Raw genomic sequence first — 19755 nt, 5'->3', positions numbered from 1 at the left:
TGATATGGTCTTAATATTTTGAATATGGAGAGAAATAAACAGGAAGAGCAAAAAAAGACTAGTCTTTTTTGCTCTTCCTTGTACTAATTTAAGTTATTCATTTCCTTTTAACCTCACCTGAGCGACGTTCATTCATTTCATGTTCTTCCGAAATATTTTTTTGTTGTTGGGCAACATCATAAACTCTTGTAGTAGGATCCTGATTAATACCACCTGTTCCTGTATTTACCATCGTTCTCCAGCCTTTTTTAACAGGCGTTTTCCCTTTTGCTCGTAGCTTATCATTTTTTTCTCTAATCCGTTTATGCTTTGCTTGTCGTCGATCATCAAAAAAATCTGAAATTTTATCCATTTTTTCCAATCCGATCACTCCTTAGTGGCCCTATTCTAAAATTCGATTATTAAATCAACGCTGAGAATCGAAGCCTATTTCGTATTTTTCATATTACTCTTTAGATCAGTACAAAGGCTGAAACAAATACAACTGACACGCATTCAACGTCAATGTTGCTTCCAACTCATAACCAAACGAATCAATCTGCTCTTTTTTCAATTCAAACTTAGGGACGATCTTTTGCTCCAAGTATTTCTGCAGCTCATGATCTAACTCCGCTTGACCGCCAACTCTGATCCAATCATTATAAATCCCGCCATGATCTTTATCCAAGACATATTCCCGAATCAAATAATTCCCTACAGGCAGCTCGCTTAAATGAATCCTGACTTTTTTTGTCTGATACTGAACTTGAAATGTATCGACTGAATAAAGCGGATCTAAATAGCTTGAATTGTAAAGTAACAGCTGATACTGCCCTTGATTTCGTGTCAAAATATAGCCGTCTCCGCTAGCAAGCAGTTCTCCTTTTAAATGGTTCAAAAAACGCAATGAAAAGAATAATGGACGCCGTAATTCCTCATAAAGAAAAACAGATAAACTACTGTCTTCTCTTGTATGAGTTTGTCGTTCTTTTACCTTGATGTTCAACCAAAAAGCAATTCCCGTCACTTCTTTTGACAATTCAACAATTGATTCTAAGATCAGCGCTGAACGGAAAAACGTGCCCGAAAAGGTATTGCCTTCGCCTACTAATGTATTCCAATCTGTTAAAAACAACTCGGGGGCCCAATCTGAAAAAACGGAATTAGCTTCTGATTGATGTGCAGTAATGACCGACTTTACTCTACTTAAAATAGCTTGTTGGTACTTTTTAAAATGCAACGCATGTTCCTCTTTGATCAGTGCTGTTGCATAAGGATCTGCATGGAAACTAATAAATTCCGGGAGACAATGCTGGATTCCTTGTTCATCAATAAAAGCTTGATATTGCTCGTATTCTGTTTCATCTAACGAACGCAGTGACATCAATCCTAACTTACAGCAAGGAACTAACTGTTTCAATTTACGATAAAAATAATGATAGCCCCAACGACTACCATGGTTCCAGATCCCGCTTACTTTAGGCAATGACCATTGAAGGTACCACTGATTTACTTCCTCTCGGCCATAGCGATTAACGAAATGACGAATGATTTTCAACTGCTTATCACACCATAACTGAACCTCTTCTTTTTCAGTATACTCTTCAGGTAAATAAAGCTGAATCATCGGTTTCAGCTGGATCTTCACTAAAAAATCGAACCATTGGTTGTTTAAAATATACTCTGATACCATCAAAATATCATTTTCAAAATTCGTTTCTTCGCAAAAACCTTCAAATTGAACTAAATCAAAGGTCAAATCCTGTTGTAAAATGCACAATTCACGCTGTACACCATTTGCTAAGCCTTCTCCAGCAGGACCGATTTTGATGATTTTTTTACTACTGTTATAATTTGGTTGAGGCTCCGAGGGTAACACTAGCTGCATACGTTGCTCAATCGCAGCATTTTCATCAACGATATCTTTTTCTACTAAATACTTTGCCAGCTCTTGTAACGCTGCTGCTCCAGTTATTTCTTGATAATCTGCATTTCCTGCCGTCTGTTTTATCTGATTGCTCGTCAGAGAAAATTTTTTACGAAAACTTGCAGGCGTTACCCCATACTGTTTCTTGAATACTTGGTGAAAATTTTTCGTATTTGAAAAACCACTATTCAAAGCAACCTTGATCACTGATTGTGACGTCAAAATCAAGTTTTCCGCCGCGTGCATCAGGCGAATTTGATTTAAATACTTAGTGAAATTGACCCCCACCTGCTTTTTAAACGAACGAGACAAATGATAATAAGATAGCCCACTTTTTTCAGCTAATGACTCCAATGAAATCGGCTGATCGTAATTCTTTTGAATTTCTTCTAATAATTGATTCATTCGATCATCGGCTAATTCGGTCGCAACTTTTGGAACCGTAACGACTTCTTTTTTAAACTCTTTGACTAATTGTTTCAATACAGTAAATAAATGCTGATAAATTTCCAATTCAGCCTCTTCGTTTTGTTTAAAATAGGCAGCCATTAAATGGACCAAAGCCTCACGCAATCGCTGGAATTTTTCTGCATCAGCGGATTTCGCATCTGTTGAGGCGCAATCGATGTATGGTAGCCAATTTTCTTTAACGTGAGCGATCAATGGGGTTCTCGAAATGCGTAATGACAACAATAGATTTTTATCAGAGCTTTTTACTTGATACTGTTGATGCGGATTAATGACCAATACATCATCTGTATTTAGCTGATAGTCCTTTTCCCCTATCGTTACGATCATACTGCCACTAAGCATGAGAAAAAGTGTTAAATACTCACTGATTTGCGGTGGTGCGTAACTGACTTTCATCAACGACAGATGAAATGGAAATTGCTTGGTCTCTACCATAAACAGCCCCTCCTTACTACTTTGTGTTTTCTTTAACAAAATATAGCATCAAATTCTCGTTGAAACAAGCTGTCTTTTTGGTGGGAAATTGTCTATACTATGGATAATTTAAAAATGATAGCGTTCCAAGATGGGAGGAAAAAATGAAAATCAGTCAGGGCGATGTCTTTAGAAGAAGGGAAAATTTAATTAGACGATTAAAAGAAAGTGACAGTTTGACTGTTAAAGAACTCGCAAAATTTTTTAATGTTTCAGCCGTAACTATTAGGCGGGATTTACTATTTTTAGAAAAGAAAAAGATGATCGAACGTTTTTACGGCGGAGTGAAATTGATTCCTACTAACGAGTTGAAACAACCAGTCCAACTAGAAAAAATAACCTTTCCCGTTATGATTTTTGTCGAGGAAATCAAACCTTTTTTAGTGGATGGTGCACAGCTTTTTATCGGTGCAGGCCTTTTTTCTACTGAACTAATTTATGCACTCTCTTTTTTTGACATCGTTATTTTAACTAATGATGCTACCGCCTTTTCTATTGATCATTCTGATAAAAAAGCCTTGATTTCAATCAGTGGCGGTGAATTGGAGAAAAACACGAATGCCCTTGTTGGTGATTTTGCTACCCATTCCTTTAATAAGGTTGCAGCAGATCTTTGTATTATTGAAGCAGCAGGCTTTAACACACATGAAGTAACGACCAAAACATTGAACGAATCCTTTGTTTATCGGACCATGATCCAGCATACCAAAGGACTAAAAATCGTTTATACTCCTTCCGTTAACTTAGAAACCGTCAGCTCATTCATGATCGATCGAACGTTTTTGTTTGATAGGTTATATACAGATACGTCGATTTCACCTTCCATTTTAACAAGCTATCAAGCACAAGAAATCCCCGTTAAAGTGTTATTTGAATAAAAAAGGTATACTGGGTAGGTTAGCTTTTTCTTAGGTAATCGGTAAAATGAACGCAGACTCTCCTCTTGAACTGTTCATAAAAATTCTTTCATGAACAGTTCTTTTGATTGTATTGAATTTACTCAAACAATCACTTATTCTAGAGCCAAAGAAAACGCTTTATAAAAAAGACAGAATGGAGAAACCAATGACACATACATTTCCAGAAAATTTCCTATGGGGCGCATCGATTTCCGCCCATCAAACAGAAGGTGCCTATACTATTGACGGCAAAGGCTTGAGTGTACAAGACACGCGCCAAAGAGATAATCATGATATCGCAGATTTTACAGTCGCTGTCGATCATTATCATCATTATAAGGAGGATATTGGTTTATTAGCTGAGATGGGCATCAAGGTTTTCCGTTTCTCGATTGCCTGGACACGAATTTTCCCAAATGGACGAGGAGACATCAATCAAAAAGGATTACAACATTATAGCGATGTCATTGATGAATTACTAAAATACGATATTCAACCATATATCACATTGAATCATTTTGATCTCCCTCAAGCTTTAGAAGACGAAGGTGGTTGGAGCGTTCGCAGTACAGTAGATGCCTTTAAAATTTATGCTGAAACCTTGTTTGATGCTTATGGAGACCGCGTAAAACATTGGTTAACGATCAATGAGCCAAACATCATGCTATTAGTCGATAAAAAAATTCTAGGAAAAGAAATTCCGCTGCAAGAAAAATACCAACAATTTCATCATCTAATGATTGCTGAAAAATATGCATTCAAACGATGCCACGAATTAGTTGTTGGCGGACAAATCGGGCCTGTTCCAAATATTTCCTTAGTTTATCCAGCCACTAGCAAACCAATGGACAATCAAGCCGCACTTTATTTTAATAGCGTTCGAAACTGGGCCTATCTGGACTTTTCTTGTTTTGGTCGCTATAACGCTGTCTTTAAAGATTACCTGAACCGTAATAACATAACGATCGACTTTGCCCCAGAAGATAAAGAGTTGATGGAAAATAATTTCCCAGATTTTGTTGCAATGAATTTTTACACGACGGTTACAGTTGAAAAACCAACAGAAAAAGAGGGTATGGCAAACGGGATCAGTGATCAGCAAAGTGAAGACATTATGGAATGGGGCTTTTATAAAGGCTTTACCAATCCTTATTTGAAGAAAAACGAATTCAACTGGACGATCGATCCTGATGGGTTGAAAACAACACTTCAAACACTTTACGATCGTTATCATTTACCGATCATTATTACCGAAAATGGTTTAGGGGCAAAAGATGAACTTACCGAGGATGGCAAAATTCATGATCATTATCGCATCAACTATTTGGAACAACATATCGATCAATGTTTACAAGCAATCGAAGCTGGCGTTGACTTGATTGGTTATAGTCCGTGGTCCGCCATCGACTTGATCAGCGTTCATGAAGGGATTAGTAAACGTTATGGCTTTATTTATGTAGATCGCACAGAACATGATGAAAAAGAACTCACTCGCTACAAAAAAGATAGTTTTTACTGGTATCAAACCTTGATCGAAACGAATCAATTGCCTTCATAAGGAAAGACTAACTATAAGAAGTCAAGTAAAGAATAAAAGAATTAGTCCAAAATTTAATAACAAAAAAGTGCATAACAAATAAGAGAAAGCAAAGGTATTTTTTTGAGTTACATTCGTATTTCGTAAGGTTCGTTCTTTTTGAGAATCGCATGAACGATGTAACATAACTTTCTGGAAACTGCTCCAAGAGCTGTGAGGTGGTGTTTCCCTTCAGAACGTTTCTTTTCGTAGAAGGCTTTAAGAACAGGATCATGTTGTACTGCAATTAAAGCAGCTGAAAATAAGGCTTTTCTAAGATAAGGGGAACCACGTTTACTCATAACGTTATGTGTTGCTTGATATTGACCAGACTGAGAAACAGTCGCGTCTAGACCAGCGTATGCGACTAATTTTGTAGGATTGGAAAATTTACTAATGTCTCCAATTTCCCCAAGAATAGTAGCGCCATTGATTGGTCCGATCCCTGGGATCGTTTCAATGACAGAATGCAGAGTAACCATGATTTTTTTGATTTCAGTTTCAGTATCTTTAATTTGGGCTTCCAGAAATTTAAGTTGTTCAATCATTGATCGTAATTGGAAAGTAAAGGTCTCTTGAGCAAAAGTAATACCAAAAGATCGACTCGCAGCACTTTTTAAGGCATTGGCTTTATCTATCCCTAAACGATTGTGACTCGCTTCTTTAAGTAGTTTCGCAAGAGTATTCGCAGAGATATCATGGAGTGTTTCAGGAGAACTAAATTCAAGTAAAATTTCTTTTGATGCTTTACCAAAAACACCTGATTTACCGAATACTGAGTCATACTCAGGGAAAACTTGGTCTAATACGGCAATGATTTTACGTTTAAAGTCACTCGCTGTCCCAACTAGGTAAGTACGATAACGGGAAAGCTGTTTAAGAGAAAAAATATTTTCATCAGAGAGTGTCATTTCAACAAAGGAACCGAAGCGAATCAGATCTGCAATTAAAACTGAATCAATAATATCATTCTTACGTTTACGAATTTCTGTCCCTTTACGCCACCCATCCGTTTGGATGGGGTTAAGAACATGAATTAAAAACTCTTTTTCATGTAAGTATGAAAAAACCGTTAACCAATAATGACCGGTAGCTTCCATACCTACAGTAAAATCATCTGATGAAGAAGAAAAATCATGAATTTTTCCAAGTAATTTTTCTCCACCTTCAATGGTATTCGGAAAAGAAAATCCTTTAAGAACAACCTTTCCTTCATCATTCATGATTGAAGCAACATGGGAACGTTTCCCAATATCAATTCCAATGTAGAACATAATTATACCGCCTTCATAAGGATTTGGATTGAAATCCACTCAACTGAAAAGCGTTACTACCTTGTTCTAGATACGGAGTAAAGCCAGAAGGCTTTCAACATCTAACTCATTCGTAAACAGCTAAACAGAGAGAGGTGTCAGTCTTTCGATGACGAGCTCATAGACTCAAGGAGAAAACGACATAGCCTCTCAATCCAGTAATTATATTATCTCAAATTTATTGAGTTAATACCTAATGAAAAATAACAATGGTTCATAAGGTTATCCACTAAAATCGGAAGATTAAAACCTTAAATATAATATACAAGGAGAAAAAAATGAATAAAGTATTTACGTTTTTGGAAACAAAGTTGATGCCGCCTTTGAATAAAGTTGCAAACTTGCGCTTTATTCGGGCTATTATGCAGGCTGGGATCATTACGGTGCCATTTACGATCGTCGGATCGATTTTCCTGATCATTAATAATTTACCGCAAATCATTCCGCCATTGGCACCATTTTTTGAGAATACGATCTTGAAATTCGCACCGATCTATAGCGTGGCTACTACTATGTCGATTGGATCGATCGCCATTTTTTATTGTTTGGCGACTGCTTATTATTTAACGGATATTTACCGGAAAGAAGAAAGTGACGGGCTAAGTAGTTTTGTTGGGGCTATTTTAGGATTGTTTGCCTTTTTGATGACGATTATCCAAACTGATATCGTTGATGGCGGTGCCCAGTTGATTCAATCAGAAAGTGAAACGTCAATTGTTTATAATGGGGTCGCACTTGGTGGTTGGGTCACTCGTTTTAGTGGTGTTGGGATTTTTATTGGGATCATCACTGCCGTGATTTCAACTCAAATTTATCGTTGGTGTGTGAAAAAAAACGTTACCATTCGGATGCCTGAAGGAGTTCCTGATGGTGTAAGTAAAGCTTTTGCTTCATTGATTCCTGCTATTTTTATTGCGTTCGTGATGATATTTATTAATACGATTTTAGCGATATTCCATACTGATTTACACGGTTTATTATCAAAACCGTTTGAGTTTGTTAAAGATTTGACCGGTTCTTGGTTGGGTATCATTGTTATTATGTTGTTGATTCATCTGCTTTGGGCTGTTGGGGTTCATGGGACTGCCGTGATTAAAAATAGTTTTATCAATCCGATTTTACTCGTTGCGCTGACTGAGAATGTGAATGGCGGAACCAATATTTTTGCTGGGGATTTCATTAATATGTATATCTTCATCGGTGGTGCTGGTAGTACACTTGGCTTGGTTTTACTGATGATTTTTGTGGCAAAGTCAGACCAGCTTAAGGTACTTGGTAAAGCGGCGGTGCTTCCTGGTTTGTTTAATATCAATGAACCTGTGATTTTTGGGGCACCGATTGTTTATAACCCTTATTTGATCATTCCGTTTATTGTGACACCTTTGATCAATGTGACGATTGCTTATTTTGCTTCATCCGTTGGTTTCGTGAATAAGGTGACGACTGGGATTCCTTGGATTTCTCCTGTGGGAATCGGGGCATTTCTGGGAACTGGTGGCGATTTTAGAGCAGTGTTACTTGCATTGATTAATTTGGCAGTTTCGATTGTTTGTTATTATCCGTTTTTCAAGATGTATGATGGGAAGTTGTACGTAGAACAGATGGCGGCTGTGAAAAAAGATTAAGCTGAATTGAATAAAGATAAAAAAGATAACAGCTCTATTACAGAAACTGTTATCTTTTTTGTTATTATAATTTGTTCTCTACCGAAAACAAACTGCCTTATCCTTCTCCATAAATCTTAGACGCCGTATATCTATTAATCAACGGCGTCAACAAATTCATCACCAAAATCGCCACACCGATTCCACCAGGTAAATCAATACAAATTCTCAACACTGCTGCCAAAACACCACAGCCTATCGCAAAAATATACTTCCCCTTATCCGTCAGCGGCGAAGTCGTATAATCTGTCACCATAAAGACTGCGGCAAAAATCAACGCGCCACTCAACAAATGAGCATTCGCAAAGTCAAAATCAAATGAACTATACAGCAAGATTGCCCCATAAAATGATCCTAACGTGAGAACTGGTACCAACGGATTGATGATTTTACGTGCAATCAAATAAACAGCTGATAAAAGCAAAGCAAACTTACACGTCTCTCCAATCGGTCCACCTAACCCAAATCCCATAAATAAATCAACTAAATCAGGCGTTGATGGAGAAACCTCTCTAGCAAAGTGTCCTAAGTCAACCAATGGCGTAGCTGTTGCCACAACATCTGGTTGTGGTGTGACCCAATTTGTAATCCACGGTGAGAATAATAATTTCAATAACACACGGGCAGCAACCGCTGGATTGAGCCAATTTCTACCAATACCGCCAGTCAATTGTTTTACTACAATAATTGCAATAAAATCGCCAATAAGAAGTGTCCATAGAGGAGCTGTAACTGGCAACGTCAATGCCAAAAGCCACCCTGTGATCACTGCACTATAATCCGTTATCGTCACTTTTCTCCAAACGATTTTCTGAAAAGCAAACTCAAATCCTACACATGCAACAATACTCACAACCACCATCACTAAAGACCATAATCCAAAAAAGTAAGTCGCCGCAATTGTCGGAAACATCAAAGCAATCAATACTTGCTGCATGATCCACTGTGATGTCCATTTTTCTCTAATATGAGGTCCCATAAACGATCCTGTACTTGTATATTTTGTATTTATCATTATCTGCTCCCCAACACTTTCTGTTTTGCTGCTCGGATATCTCCTAAAATATCAATTTTTGATGGACAAATATAAGAGCAGGCCCCACAATCGATACAATTCAATACACCTAATCGCTCTGCTTCTTCAATATCACCTGCTCGATACGCATTACTGATCGAAATCGGCTGTAAATTGACGGGGCAAGCATTCACACATTCTGAACAGCGGATACAATTTTGCTCTTTAGGAATATTTGCTTCTTCTCGAGTCAAAGCAAGGATCAAGGACGTTGTTTTAGTTACTGGTTCATCCAAACTTTGGATCACTTTTCCCATCATTGGGCCGCCATTGATCAGCTTCATTGGGCTGTCAATAAAACCACCACAGGCTTCAATGACATGTTCAATCGGCGTGCCGATTCTTACACGTAAGTTTTGAGGATGTTTGATTGGTGTACCAGAAACCGTCAAAACGCGATCAATCAACGGGCGATTTTCTTTCACTGCATGAAATGTGGCTAATACGGTAGACACATTCATGATTCCAACATTTAAATCAATTGGCAATTTTCCAACTGGTAGTTCTTTTCCAAGGACAGCTTTGATCACGATTTTTTCAGCCCCTTGAGGATAATGATTCGGTAAAATTTTTAGTTTGATCCGCTCATTGTCGATTTTAGCCTCCAAGTCACGGATTGCCTCTTGTGATGAACTTTCTATCGCGATCACACATTGCTTGATCGACAGCATTTCTTGAAGCAGACTGATTCCTTCGATAAAATCATTCATTTGTTCAATAATGATTCTTCTATCAGCTGTTACAAAAGGTTCACACTCGACTGCATTTACAATCAAGGTTTCCATTTGCTGATGCTCTTTTAAAAGAAATTTTACATCTGTTGGAAAACCAGCTCCACCCATTCCAACGATTCCGTTATTTTTGATTGTTTCCACGAGATTTTCACTACCTGATTGCGGTATTTCATATGTATCTTTAAAATCATTTTTGATGACCACAACGGACACTTCATTTACTCCAATGACTCTCTGCTCAATTTTCTCAACGATTCCTGAAATCGAACTATGTATATTGGCTGAAATCAAGCCATCTTTTTCTCCGATCAGTGTTCCTATTTTCACTTTTTGCCCGATAGAGACGATGATCCTTGCTGGTTTACCGATGTGCATATTCATTGGTAAAATAATCTGCTTAGGTGCGCTTAAGTCATTGATGGATTCTAACTTTGTTAACCATTTATTTTTCGGAACCTTGACACCGCCGAGTTTTCTTTTTATTCTAAAAAGCATTGATTTATCTTCCTCCCCGTTCATTTTTGTCTATCTGTAAATAAAAAAGTAATAGACTAACGCGATAGCTACAACAACTAATTGTGTGGTCAAACCCCAAATTTCATATTTTTCTCTTTTCATGACTACTCCTTTTGCATTTCTATTTTTACTATGTATAACACTATTTTGCATATTAAAATTAGCATAGCATCAAATCATATAATCCATAATTATTTTTTTCCACTAGTTGCCCAAAGATGAACTTGCGATTCTTCTATGAATCAATTTTTCCTGAATTTTTATAAATAAAAATCAATAAACCGTTTTCCTACTAGCACAGTTGAATAATTGGATTGAATTTATTGAAAATAAATGATTAACAATCAATATTTTCCTGTTATAAAACTAAATCTGACACTTTCGCATAAAAAAAGCCGACAAACATCATTCTTCTGCATTTTTACATACAGAAAAATAATGTCTGTCGACTTTTATTGATTGATGTTAACGACGTTTCGTTTCAAACAATGGACTGACTGGTTTGTTTTCATGGATACGTTTGATCGCATCACCAATTAATTCACCCACACTGATTTCATCGATTTTATCGATTTTGCGATCATCAGAAAGGTAGATAGAATCTGTTACAACTAAACGTTTGATCGCAGAATCTTCAATGCGCTGTAAAGCAGGTCCTGATAGTACTGGGTGTGTACATGAAGCATACACTTCTTTTGCGCCAGCTTCTTGTAATGCATTGGCAGCTAATGAAATTGTCCCAGCTGTGTCGATCATGTCATCGATCAAGACACATATTTTGCCTTCTACATGTCCAATAATGTTCATCACTTCAGCAACATTCGCTTTTGGACGGCGTTTGTCGATGATTGCAATCGGTGCTTTCAAGTATTCCGCAAGTTTGCGGGCACGTGTCACACCACCATGGTCAGGAGAAACAACGACAACGTCATCCCCTTGAATGCCATGTTCCATAAAGTAATCTGCAATTAATGGAGCGCCCATCAAGTGATCCACTGGAATATCGAAGAATCCTTGGATTTGGACGGCATGTAAATCTAATGTCAACATTCTAGTTGCTCCTGCTTTTTCAAGCATATTTGCTACAAGTTTCGCTGTGATCGGTTCACGGGCACGGGCTTTACGATCTTGACGTGCATAACCATAATAAGGCATCACAACGTTGATTGTTTTTGCACTAGCACGTTTTAACGCATCGATCATGATCAACAATTCCATCAAATTATCATTGACAGGACTACTTGTTGATTGGATGATATAAACGTGAGAGCCACGAATACTTTCTTCAATATTTACTTGAATTTCACCATCACTGAATTGAGTGACAGAAGATTTTCCTAATTCTACACCGACCGCTGCAGCGATTTTTTCCGCTAATGGACGATTCGAGTTAAGAGAAAAGATTTTCAATCTAGGATCAAAATAATGTTTTGACATGAGGACCTCCACTTTCTTTTACTGAACAATAGTTTCCTTATAAATAGTAGTCACTTTTTCAAAATAAATCAAGTGATTTTGAAGCATTCCTCTAAATTAATTCGATTTTCTAATAAAAATCAGCAAGTCTTCACGTGAAAAAAATGAACTCAGTTAAAATATGTGGATTTTGTCATTTACTTTTGAAAAATTAGAGCATTTTCTAATGACAACACACAAGAAATATATTACTATTTAGTTGGACCTAAAAAATGAAAGCGCATTACTTTTCTGTAACGAATCTTGATTAATGTGCTTCGGATTATCTAGTTTTACGAGCTCGTTCAACTTTTACTGTGAAACATAATCAACTATTGTTTCATAGTAAAAGAGTTTCATAGAAACTGTTGATCAATACTTATTATTAAGAGGAGGATTTTTGTGAAAAAGTCAGTTTTGAAAAAAGTACAACTTGGTTTACAGGTATTCATGGTTTCCACTTTACTCGCAGGTACTGGTGCAACGACCGTCTTGGCTATTGAGACTGTATCAAGCACTGAAACCCAAGCAACAAAAGGAACTACTACAGAAAGCTCTACTGTTTCAAGTACAATGCAAGAGGAACAAGAAATTACTCAACAAGTAGCCGCAGATTCAAAAATCAATGCTCAAAAATTGACAATTTTAGGAACCTCAGATGTCCACGGCCAGCTCTGGGACTGGTCATATGAAGATGACAAACAAACACCAGTAGGTCTCTCTCAAGTTAGTTCGGTCGTAAAAAATATTCGTTCAGAAAATCCTAATGGTACTATTCTAATTGACAACGGAGATATGAATCAAGGGACGATTTTAACAGATGATTTGTATAATAAAGCCCCTTTGATCGATAAACCAAATCCAATGATCAAAGCGATGAATTACATGAAATATGATGCCATGGTTTTGGGGAACCATGAATTTAATTTTGGCTTGGACTTGATCAAAAAACTTAATACTGAGGCAGAGTTTCCTATCTTATCTGCGAACACCTATGTAAAAGACTCAAACAGCCGCTTTGTCGGTGGTACGATGAAAAAAGACCTTGACCTAGACGGAGATGGACACAATGATTTGACTGTCGGCATCATTGGCCTGACAACACCACAAATTCCATTATGGGACGGAGCTAAAGTAGACAGCCTGTATTTTAATCCGTTAAAAGAAGAAGCCGAAAAAGCTGTAGCTGAATTAAAAGACGACACGGATATCATTGTCGCTTCGATCCACGCCGGACGTCAAAACTCTGTTCCTACCGCAAGTGCTGATCAGGTCATTAATAATGTTGCCGGCATCGACGCTTATATTTTGGGACATGATCACCGCTCTTTCGCCGAACAAGTTCAAGGACCAAATGGACCTGTTCCTGTCGCTGGACCAAAAGATACTGGAACTGAAATGATCAAAATCGACCTTGATATCGAAAAATCTGCTAATAAATGGCACGTTAAAAATAGTAATGCAGCAATCGTCAATACGAAAACTGTTCCAGCAGATGAAGCGTTAAAAGCCGAAACAAAAGAATACCATGACAAAACAAGAGAATTCATCTCAGAAAAAATTGGAACAGCCACGGGAAATTTTTTACCCGCTGAGGAAGTGAAAGGCATTCCTGAAGCGCAACTTCGACCTACTGCAATGATTTCACTGATCAATAATGTACAACGAAAAGCAACTGGCGCACAACTAGCTGCCTCTGCGCTCTTTAAAGCAGACAGTAAATTAAATGCAGGAGATATTTCTTATTCTAATATTTTTGATATTTATAAATATCCTAATACACTAGTTAGTGTCAATATTACTGGAGAAAATCTACTAGAATACATGGAAAATCAAGCAGATTACTACAATACACTTGGCCCTGACGATTTAACAATCAGTTTTAATGAAAAAATCCGTGTGTATAACTATGATGTTTTTTCTGGCATTTCTTATAAAATCGATATTTCCAAACCGCATGGACAACGTATCATCAATCCCACGATCGACGGAAAACCAGTTGACCTTGAGGCAAACTATACGATTGCTATGAATAATTACCGCTATGAAGGTTTATTGGCACAAGGTCTTGTTAAGGATGACCCAATCAAATCCACTGATCCTGAAACATTACGCGGATTGATTGCAGATTATATCCGTGAAAAACAAACCCTTGATCCAGCACAAGAAATCGAGCACAACTGGGAAGTTATCGGCTATCATTTTAATAACAACTGGCGTAAATTAGCTGTTCAATTAGTCAATGACGGGACATTGCAGACACAACCTGCAGCAGATGGTCGTACCCCAAACGTTAAACCAATCACGAAACAAGATGTACGCAATGCTAGTTACGCTCCAGACTCAGAATCATTTACGATTATGCATACCAACGATGTTCATGGACGATTAGAAGGCAACGGCAAAGATGTTTTAGGTTCAGCACGTTTGAAAACTTATAAAAACGTGATCAATCCAGATCTCTTAATCGATGCAGGAGATTCATTTCAAGGCTTGCCGATTTCCAATTTCTCTAAAGGCAAAGACATGGTCAAAGTGATGAATGAAGTGGGCTACGATGCCATGGCTGTTGGAAATCATGAATTTGATTTTGGCTTGGAAACAGCACTAGAGTATAAAGACGAATTGAATTTCCCAATCTTATCAAATAATACTTTTAAAGATGGAAAATTAGTCTTTGAACCTTCTACAATCGTTGAAAAAGGCGGCAATAAATACGCTATTATCGGCGTAACCACACCTGAAACAGCGACAAAAACACATCCAAACAATGTAGTTGGTGTGACTTTTGCTGATCCAATCGCTGAAACAAAAAAAGCCATCCAAACATTCAAAGATTCAGGGGAAACAATCACTGCCTATGTCGTTACTGGACACTTAGGTATCGACGAAACGACTCCACATGAATGGCGTGGTGATACTTTGGCAGAGACATTAAGCAAAGAATTTCCCGATTTGAATATTACTGTTTTAGATGGGCATTCTCATACAGCCGTTGATGGCGGAAAACAATTTGGAAATGTGATGTACACCCAAACAGGGAATTATTTGAATAATGTCGGTTTAGTAAATGTGGATTTGACAGACCTTAGCAAAAAAACAGCTTCATTAACTCCTGCAGAAACCTTAGCAGATTTAGAAGAAGATCCTGCCGTTAAAGCCTTAGTTGACCAGGCCAGAGCGAATTTTGAAGCATGGGGTTCAGAAGTTGTCATTGAAAATAACCCTTACCAGTTTAATGGTGAACGCGACAATGTACGAACAAGAGAAACAAATTTAGGGAATCTGATTGGCGATGCCATGTTAGCTTACGGACAGCACGGTTTTAAAAATCAAGCTGATTTTGCAGTAACAAATGGTGGCGGTATTCGAGCAAATATCGAACCTGGAAAAGTGACACTAGGAGATATTATAGCTGTAATGCCTTTCGGTAACAGCATCTCCCAAATCAAAGTGACAGGTGCAGAGGTCAAAGAAATGTTTGAGCTTTCACTTCGTTCAATGGCACAAAAAGACGAAAACGGTGCAATCATTTTAGACGACTTTAATCAACCAAAACTTGGTGCAAATGGTGGCTTCCTACATGTCTCCAGCACCATCCGAGTCCACTATGATTCAACGAAAACGGGCTCATTACTATCTGCAGATGAAGGCAACGGAACGGACAAAACGATTTTTGGAGAACGGGTTCTGCAAGTAGAAATCCAGGATCGTACAACTGGAAAATTTGCACCGATCGATGAAAAAGCAACCTATCATATGGCAACGAATGACTTCTTAGCAGCTGGCGGTGACGGCTACGATATGTTAGGCGGCGAGCGTGAAGAAGGACCTTCTTTAGATACTGTCTTGATCAATCATCTAAAACAAGGAACAAACCTTCGTCTATATGATGCCGCTACAAATATTGACTTGTCTCAATACAAAGAAGCCTTTCCAGGCGAACGGATCATTTCTATTTCAGAAGCTGAGTTCAATAAGAAAAACAAACCCGAACCTGTACCAACGCCAGATCCAAAAGATCCGATTGTAACGAAACCAGATGAGTTCAAAACAGCTAAACCTGTCGGAAAAACAGCAGATTATCCGAAAATGGGTGAAAGGATTGTTTCATACGGCAGTTTGGGTTTACTTATCATTGGTCTTTCTGGCTATGGCTTTTATGAATATAATCGTAAACGGAAAATAGGATAGCTAAAAAAGATGACTCCCAATAAATGGCAGTCATCTTTTTTTATTTCTCGTTATTCATATAAGGCATGTTTTTCCCATACCCTTCTTTATTCACTTGTCTTGCCCGGGCAATCGCCAAGTCAAATTCTGCCACATCATCTGTAATCGTGGAACCTGCTGCGATCACTGAGTTCGCTGCAACGCTCACAGGTGCGATCAAACTTGCTGATGACCCGATAAACGCATGATCCCCTACTGTTGTACGATGTTTATCTTTTCCATCATAATTAACGAAAACCACACCGCAACCAACATTGATATTTTTCCCTAAGTCTGCATCACCAACATACGTCAAATGACCGACTTTAGTGTCTTCTGCCACTGTCGCATTTTTGATTTCCACAAAGTTCCCTACATGAACACGCTCACCGATTTCAGCTTTCGGACGGATATGAGCAAATGGACCGACATCCGCATTTTTGCGAATAACACTTTCTTCAATCACAGATTGTGAGATTTTTACATTATCCTCAATCACGCTATCAACAATTTCAGAATGTGCGCCGATAAAACAATCTTCACCGATCACTGTTTTTCCTTTTAAATGCACGCCAGCTTCAATCACAGTATCTGAACCAATCACAACACCTTCATCAATGTACGTTGAATCAGAATCAACGAATGAAACACCATTTCTCATATGCATCGTATTCAAACGACGGTGCATGATTTTATTCGCCTCAGCTAAAGCCACACGATCATTGATCCCCATTGCTTCTTCAAAGTCAGCCATTTGGTATGCCGCAACGGTCTTACCTTCTTTTTTAAGGATCTCAATAATATCCGTTAAATAGTATTCCCCTTGTGCATTGTCGGTATTGATTTTAGATAAAGCATTAAACAAGGCTTCATTATCAAAACAAAACGTTCCAGTATTGATTTCCTGCACACGAGCTTCTTGCTCAGAAGCATCTTTTTGCTCTACGATTTTTTCAACGATCCCTACATGATCACGGATAATTCGACCGTATCCAGTTGGATCTTCGGCATGAGCTGTTAAAATCGTTGCACTCGCGTTTTTCCCTTGATGATAGTCAAATAGATTCGCTAATGTTTCAGCAGTTAATAGCGGCGTGTCCCCTGTAATAACAAGGGTTGTGCCTTTTTTGCCTGCTAAATGTGCTTCTGCTTGTAACACGGCATGTCCTGTTCCTAATTGTTCCGCTTGTAAAGCATATTGGCTACGTTCACCTAAATGGCTTTTGATTGCCTCAGCCCCATGACCTACAATCGTCACAACTTCACTTGGATTCGTTTTTTCTACTTGATCCATGATGTGTTCCACCATTGGTTTGCCAGCGACAGGGTGCAACACTTTATAAAGTTTTGATTTCATGCGTGTTCCTTTACCGGCAGCGAGGATGATGACATATCTGTTTTCCAATTGCTTCACTCCTAAGATTTGTTTTATGTTTAATCGTTTATTTTCAATTTAAAATAGCGCCATGTTTTAGTTTAGCCTACTCTTTGCGGTTTTTCAACTGAACCAATTGCTTTTTTGCTATACCAATTTATAATTTTGCGTGTTTGCGTTATAATAAAGGAAAATTATGTTAGCGGGGTGATAATATGATACCAATTCAAAAACACGTATCTCGATCAAAAGCCCATTCAGGTTTGAAATAATAAAGTACTTTGGTTGTTGAAGGATTGCCTTTACGCAAAGTACTTTATCACTTGAATGATAGAGAGGAAATCCATTATGAATAAACAAATACAACCATATCAATTTAATTTTATTAGAAAACAAGCCAATATTTTGCTACAAGCTCATTTGTCTGTAAATGACAAAAATACAGTAAAAACACTGCAAGCAATCGTTCTTGAGAAAATCAATGATCAGTTTGGTGCAGATAAAGATGCTTTACAACCATTATTAGATGGATTTATAGAAGCTGCAACTTCTAAGCCTAGACTGGAACAATATTTGGAAGGATTAAAAGAAGCGGTTATTCCGTTTGATCCGCCTTCAAAACAACAATTGACAAAGCTTTTTAAAAAGACCAAGAAGTTGAAAATTCCAGACTGGGAAACGATGGATTTGCGAAATTATACCTTTTATAGTTGGAATGATAGCGGGAAACAGCAAAAATTTATTATCGCTTCAATTGACGGACAGCTAGTCGGTGTTTCAGGAACGATTTCTCCTACGACTCAAAAAGGCATCTGCCCGATTTGCCATGAAACGTCAGAAGTTTCAATGTTTCTGTCTAAAGTGAAAGAATCTGGTGATGGGATGTATACCAAGCGTGGAAATTATATTTGCTACGATAGTGAGAAATGTAATCACAATATTGAACGTAGAGAAGAATTAGAAGCGTTTGTTCAGAATGTGCAGTTTATGAAATAGAATGTTACCTAGAGGAAATCGCCTCTAGGTTTTTATTTTTTTGATCTCCTCAATTTTGCTATTGGCAAGGAAAAGTTCAAAAAATAATATGTATAATTTAACTAACAATCAAGAGGGTCTCAAAAGTAAACTATGACATACTATAAGAGTAGGTTCCTAATAGAGTAGCATGAACTTCGAAAGGGGTGATTGCCTATGAGAAATCATTGATACACTTTAGAAAGGAGACCCACACTTTGTTTGAATGGCTTGCTGTCAAAACGGACACGGTAGTTACTTACGTTACTTTTGTAGTAATTCCCGTTGGACGTTTGGTGCTAGACTACATCGAACATTTTAAACGCAAAAAGTAGTTCCGTCGTTTGACTGATTCCTGGCAGAATCAGAGACGTGAACTACTTTTCGGATGATTTGACTGTCTAGTTACTCTAATGGGACCTACCCAAGATAATCATCTGGAAGGCGTTGGCTTCAAGGTGCTAAGCAATAGCCCTTGGAGTTGTTTTTATTTTTAGGATATTTTGAGGTACAAAATTTATTCATTATGTACAACAATTAATATCTAAATTCTAACAGCCTTCCTGCACAGCTATTATACCATACGATATATAATTTTGTAGATAAATTGGTTGACAATTTTTTTCATTTTAAATTTCATACTCTTTTAATCGTTAACATTCACTTTCAATCACTTTTTTTGATTTTATAGATAATTAAAAATTATAAATTTTGTATACTAATAAGGAAAATGGCGCAAATAAATTCTTATTTAAACATATAATTTATTAACAGTAAAAAATTCTGACTCAACCGCTAATTTCGTTAGCGCATTAAAAAACATGTTATAATGACATTGAAAAGAAAGTAATGCGCTAACATAATTCTCTAATTTAGATTATGCCAGTGAAAAGCTGGCAGGCTATTTTCAGGTTTATTTTTTTGATTAAATTTCAATAGTGTAACCACTAACAGCGCAAAACTAATCGCAAGGGTCAAGGCTTCGTATACATACAACTCTATTCTTTCCCAAGTACACAGCCATTAATCATAAGGCCTCACCCCTTTTTCAACTAATTGATTAATTTTTCA

At 37.5% G+C, this 19755-nt stretch carries 13 protein-coding genes; 5 read left to right on the top strand and 8 right to left on the bottom strand.

Annotation, left to right across the window (positions count from 1 at the left end; all coding sequences use genetic code 11):
• Positions 1-97: 97 nt before the first annotated feature.
• Positions 98-352 (bottom strand): hypothetical protein, encoded by a 255-nt coding sequence (locus IGL98_RS00675; protein ID WP_242590246.1) that lies wholly within the window; start codon positions 350-352, stop codon positions 98-100.
• 105 nt (positions 353-457) lie between these two features.
• Positions 458-2812 carry a helix-turn-helix domain-containing protein gene (locus tag IGL98_RS00670; protein WP_206843914.1) on the bottom strand — a complete coding sequence of 785 codons (2355 nt, stop codon included), beginning with the start codon at positions 2810-2812 and terminating at the stop codon, positions 458-460.
• A 143-nt stretch (positions 2813-2955) separates the two neighbouring features.
• On the opposite strand from IGL98_RS00670, the gene IGL98_RS00665 reads away from it, so the two are divergent.
• A complete protein-coding gene (locus IGL98_RS00665; RefSeq protein ID WP_206843911.1) occupies positions 2956-3729 on the top strand; it encodes a DeoR family transcriptional regulator in 774 nt (257 codons plus the stop codon).
• 187 nt (positions 3730-3916) lie between these two features.
• Complete coding sequence (locus IGL98_RS00660; protein ID WP_206843907.1) at positions 3917-5308, top strand: glycoside hydrolase family 1 protein; 1392 nt, start codon at positions 3917-3919, stop codon at positions 5306-5308.
• Positions 5309-5415: 107 nt separating this feature from the next.
• Here the strand turns inward: IGL98_RS00660 and IGL98_RS00655 are convergent, their stop codons facing one another.
• Positions 5416-6600: an IS110 family transposase gene (locus IGL98_RS00655; protein WP_339099391.1), complete on the bottom strand. Its 1185-nt coding sequence runs from the start codon at positions 6598-6600 to the stop codon at positions 5416-5418.
• 317 nt (positions 6601-6917) lie between these two features.
• Here IGL98_RS00655 and celB point away from each other — a divergent pair, with 317 nt between their 5' ends.
• Positions 6918-8264 (top strand): PTS cellobiose transporter subunit IIC, encoded by a 1347-nt coding sequence (gene celB, locus IGL98_RS00650; protein WP_206846930.1) that lies wholly within the window; start codon positions 6918-6920, stop codon positions 8262-8264.
• A 97-nt stretch (positions 8265-8361) separates the two neighbouring features.
• On the opposite strand, the gene IGL98_RS00645 is transcribed toward celB, so the two are convergent.
• From IGL98_RS00645 to IGL98_RS00635, 3 genes are all read right to left on the bottom strand, one after another.
• On the bottom strand, positions 8362-9318 hold the full coding sequence (locus IGL98_RS00645) for an RnfABCDGE type electron transport complex subunit D (RefSeq protein WP_242590110.1): 957 nt from the start codon (positions 9316-9318) through the stop codon (positions 8362-8364).
• Entirely contained in the window at positions 9318-10607 is a 1290-nt protein-coding gene (rsxC, locus tag IGL98_RS00640; protein WP_206846923.1) for an electron transport complex subunit RsxC, read from the bottom strand. The genes IGL98_RS00645 and rsxC overlap by 1 nt, the downstream gene beginning before the upstream one ends.
• Positions 10608-11093: 486 nt before the next feature.
• Entirely contained in the window at positions 11094-12065 is a 972-nt protein-coding gene (locus tag IGL98_RS00635; protein ID WP_206846921.1) for a ribose-phosphate diphosphokinase, read from the bottom strand.
• Between the two features lie 420 nt (positions 12066-12485).
• On the opposite strand from IGL98_RS00635, the gene IGL98_RS00630 reads away from it, so the two are divergent.
• Positions 12486-16277: a 5'-nucleotidase C-terminal domain-containing protein gene (locus tag IGL98_RS00630; RefSeq protein WP_430604917.1), complete on the top strand. Its 3792-nt coding sequence runs from the start codon at positions 12486-12488 to the stop codon at positions 16275-16277.
• A gap of 40 nt (positions 16278-16317) precedes the next feature.
• Here IGL98_RS00630 and glmU read toward each other — a convergent pair whose 3' ends face one another.
• Positions 16318-17700, bottom strand: coding sequence for a bifunctional UDP-N-acetylglucosamine diphosphorylase/glucosamine-1-phosphate N-acetyltransferase GlmU (gene glmU / locus IGL98_RS00625; RefSeq protein ID WP_206846920.1), 1383 nt, complete (start codon positions 17698-17700; stop codon positions 16318-16320).
• A 318-nt stretch (positions 17701-18018) separates the two neighbouring features.
• Here glmU and IGL98_RS00620 point away from each other — a divergent pair, with 318 nt between their 5' ends.
• Entirely contained in the window at positions 18019-18666 is a 648-nt protein-coding gene (locus IGL98_RS00620; protein WP_206846919.1) for a FusB/FusC family EF-G-binding protein, read from the top strand.
• A gap of 885 nt (positions 18667-19551) precedes the next feature.
• Here IGL98_RS00620 and IGL98_RS00615 read toward each other — a convergent pair.
• Positions 19552-19680, bottom strand: coding sequence for a putative holin-like toxin (locus IGL98_RS00615; RefSeq protein ID WP_422851625.1), 129 nt, complete (start codon positions 19678-19680; stop codon positions 19552-19554).
• Between the last annotated feature and the right edge of the window lie 75 nt (positions 19681-19755).

It is taken from the genome of Enterococcus sp. DIV0840, assembly GCF_050527835.1.
Lineage (GTDB): Bacteria > Bacillota > Bacilli > Lactobacillales > Enterococcaceae > Enterococcus_L > Enterococcus_L ureasiticus.
This window is presented reverse-complemented; position numbering and strand designations above follow the sequence as displayed.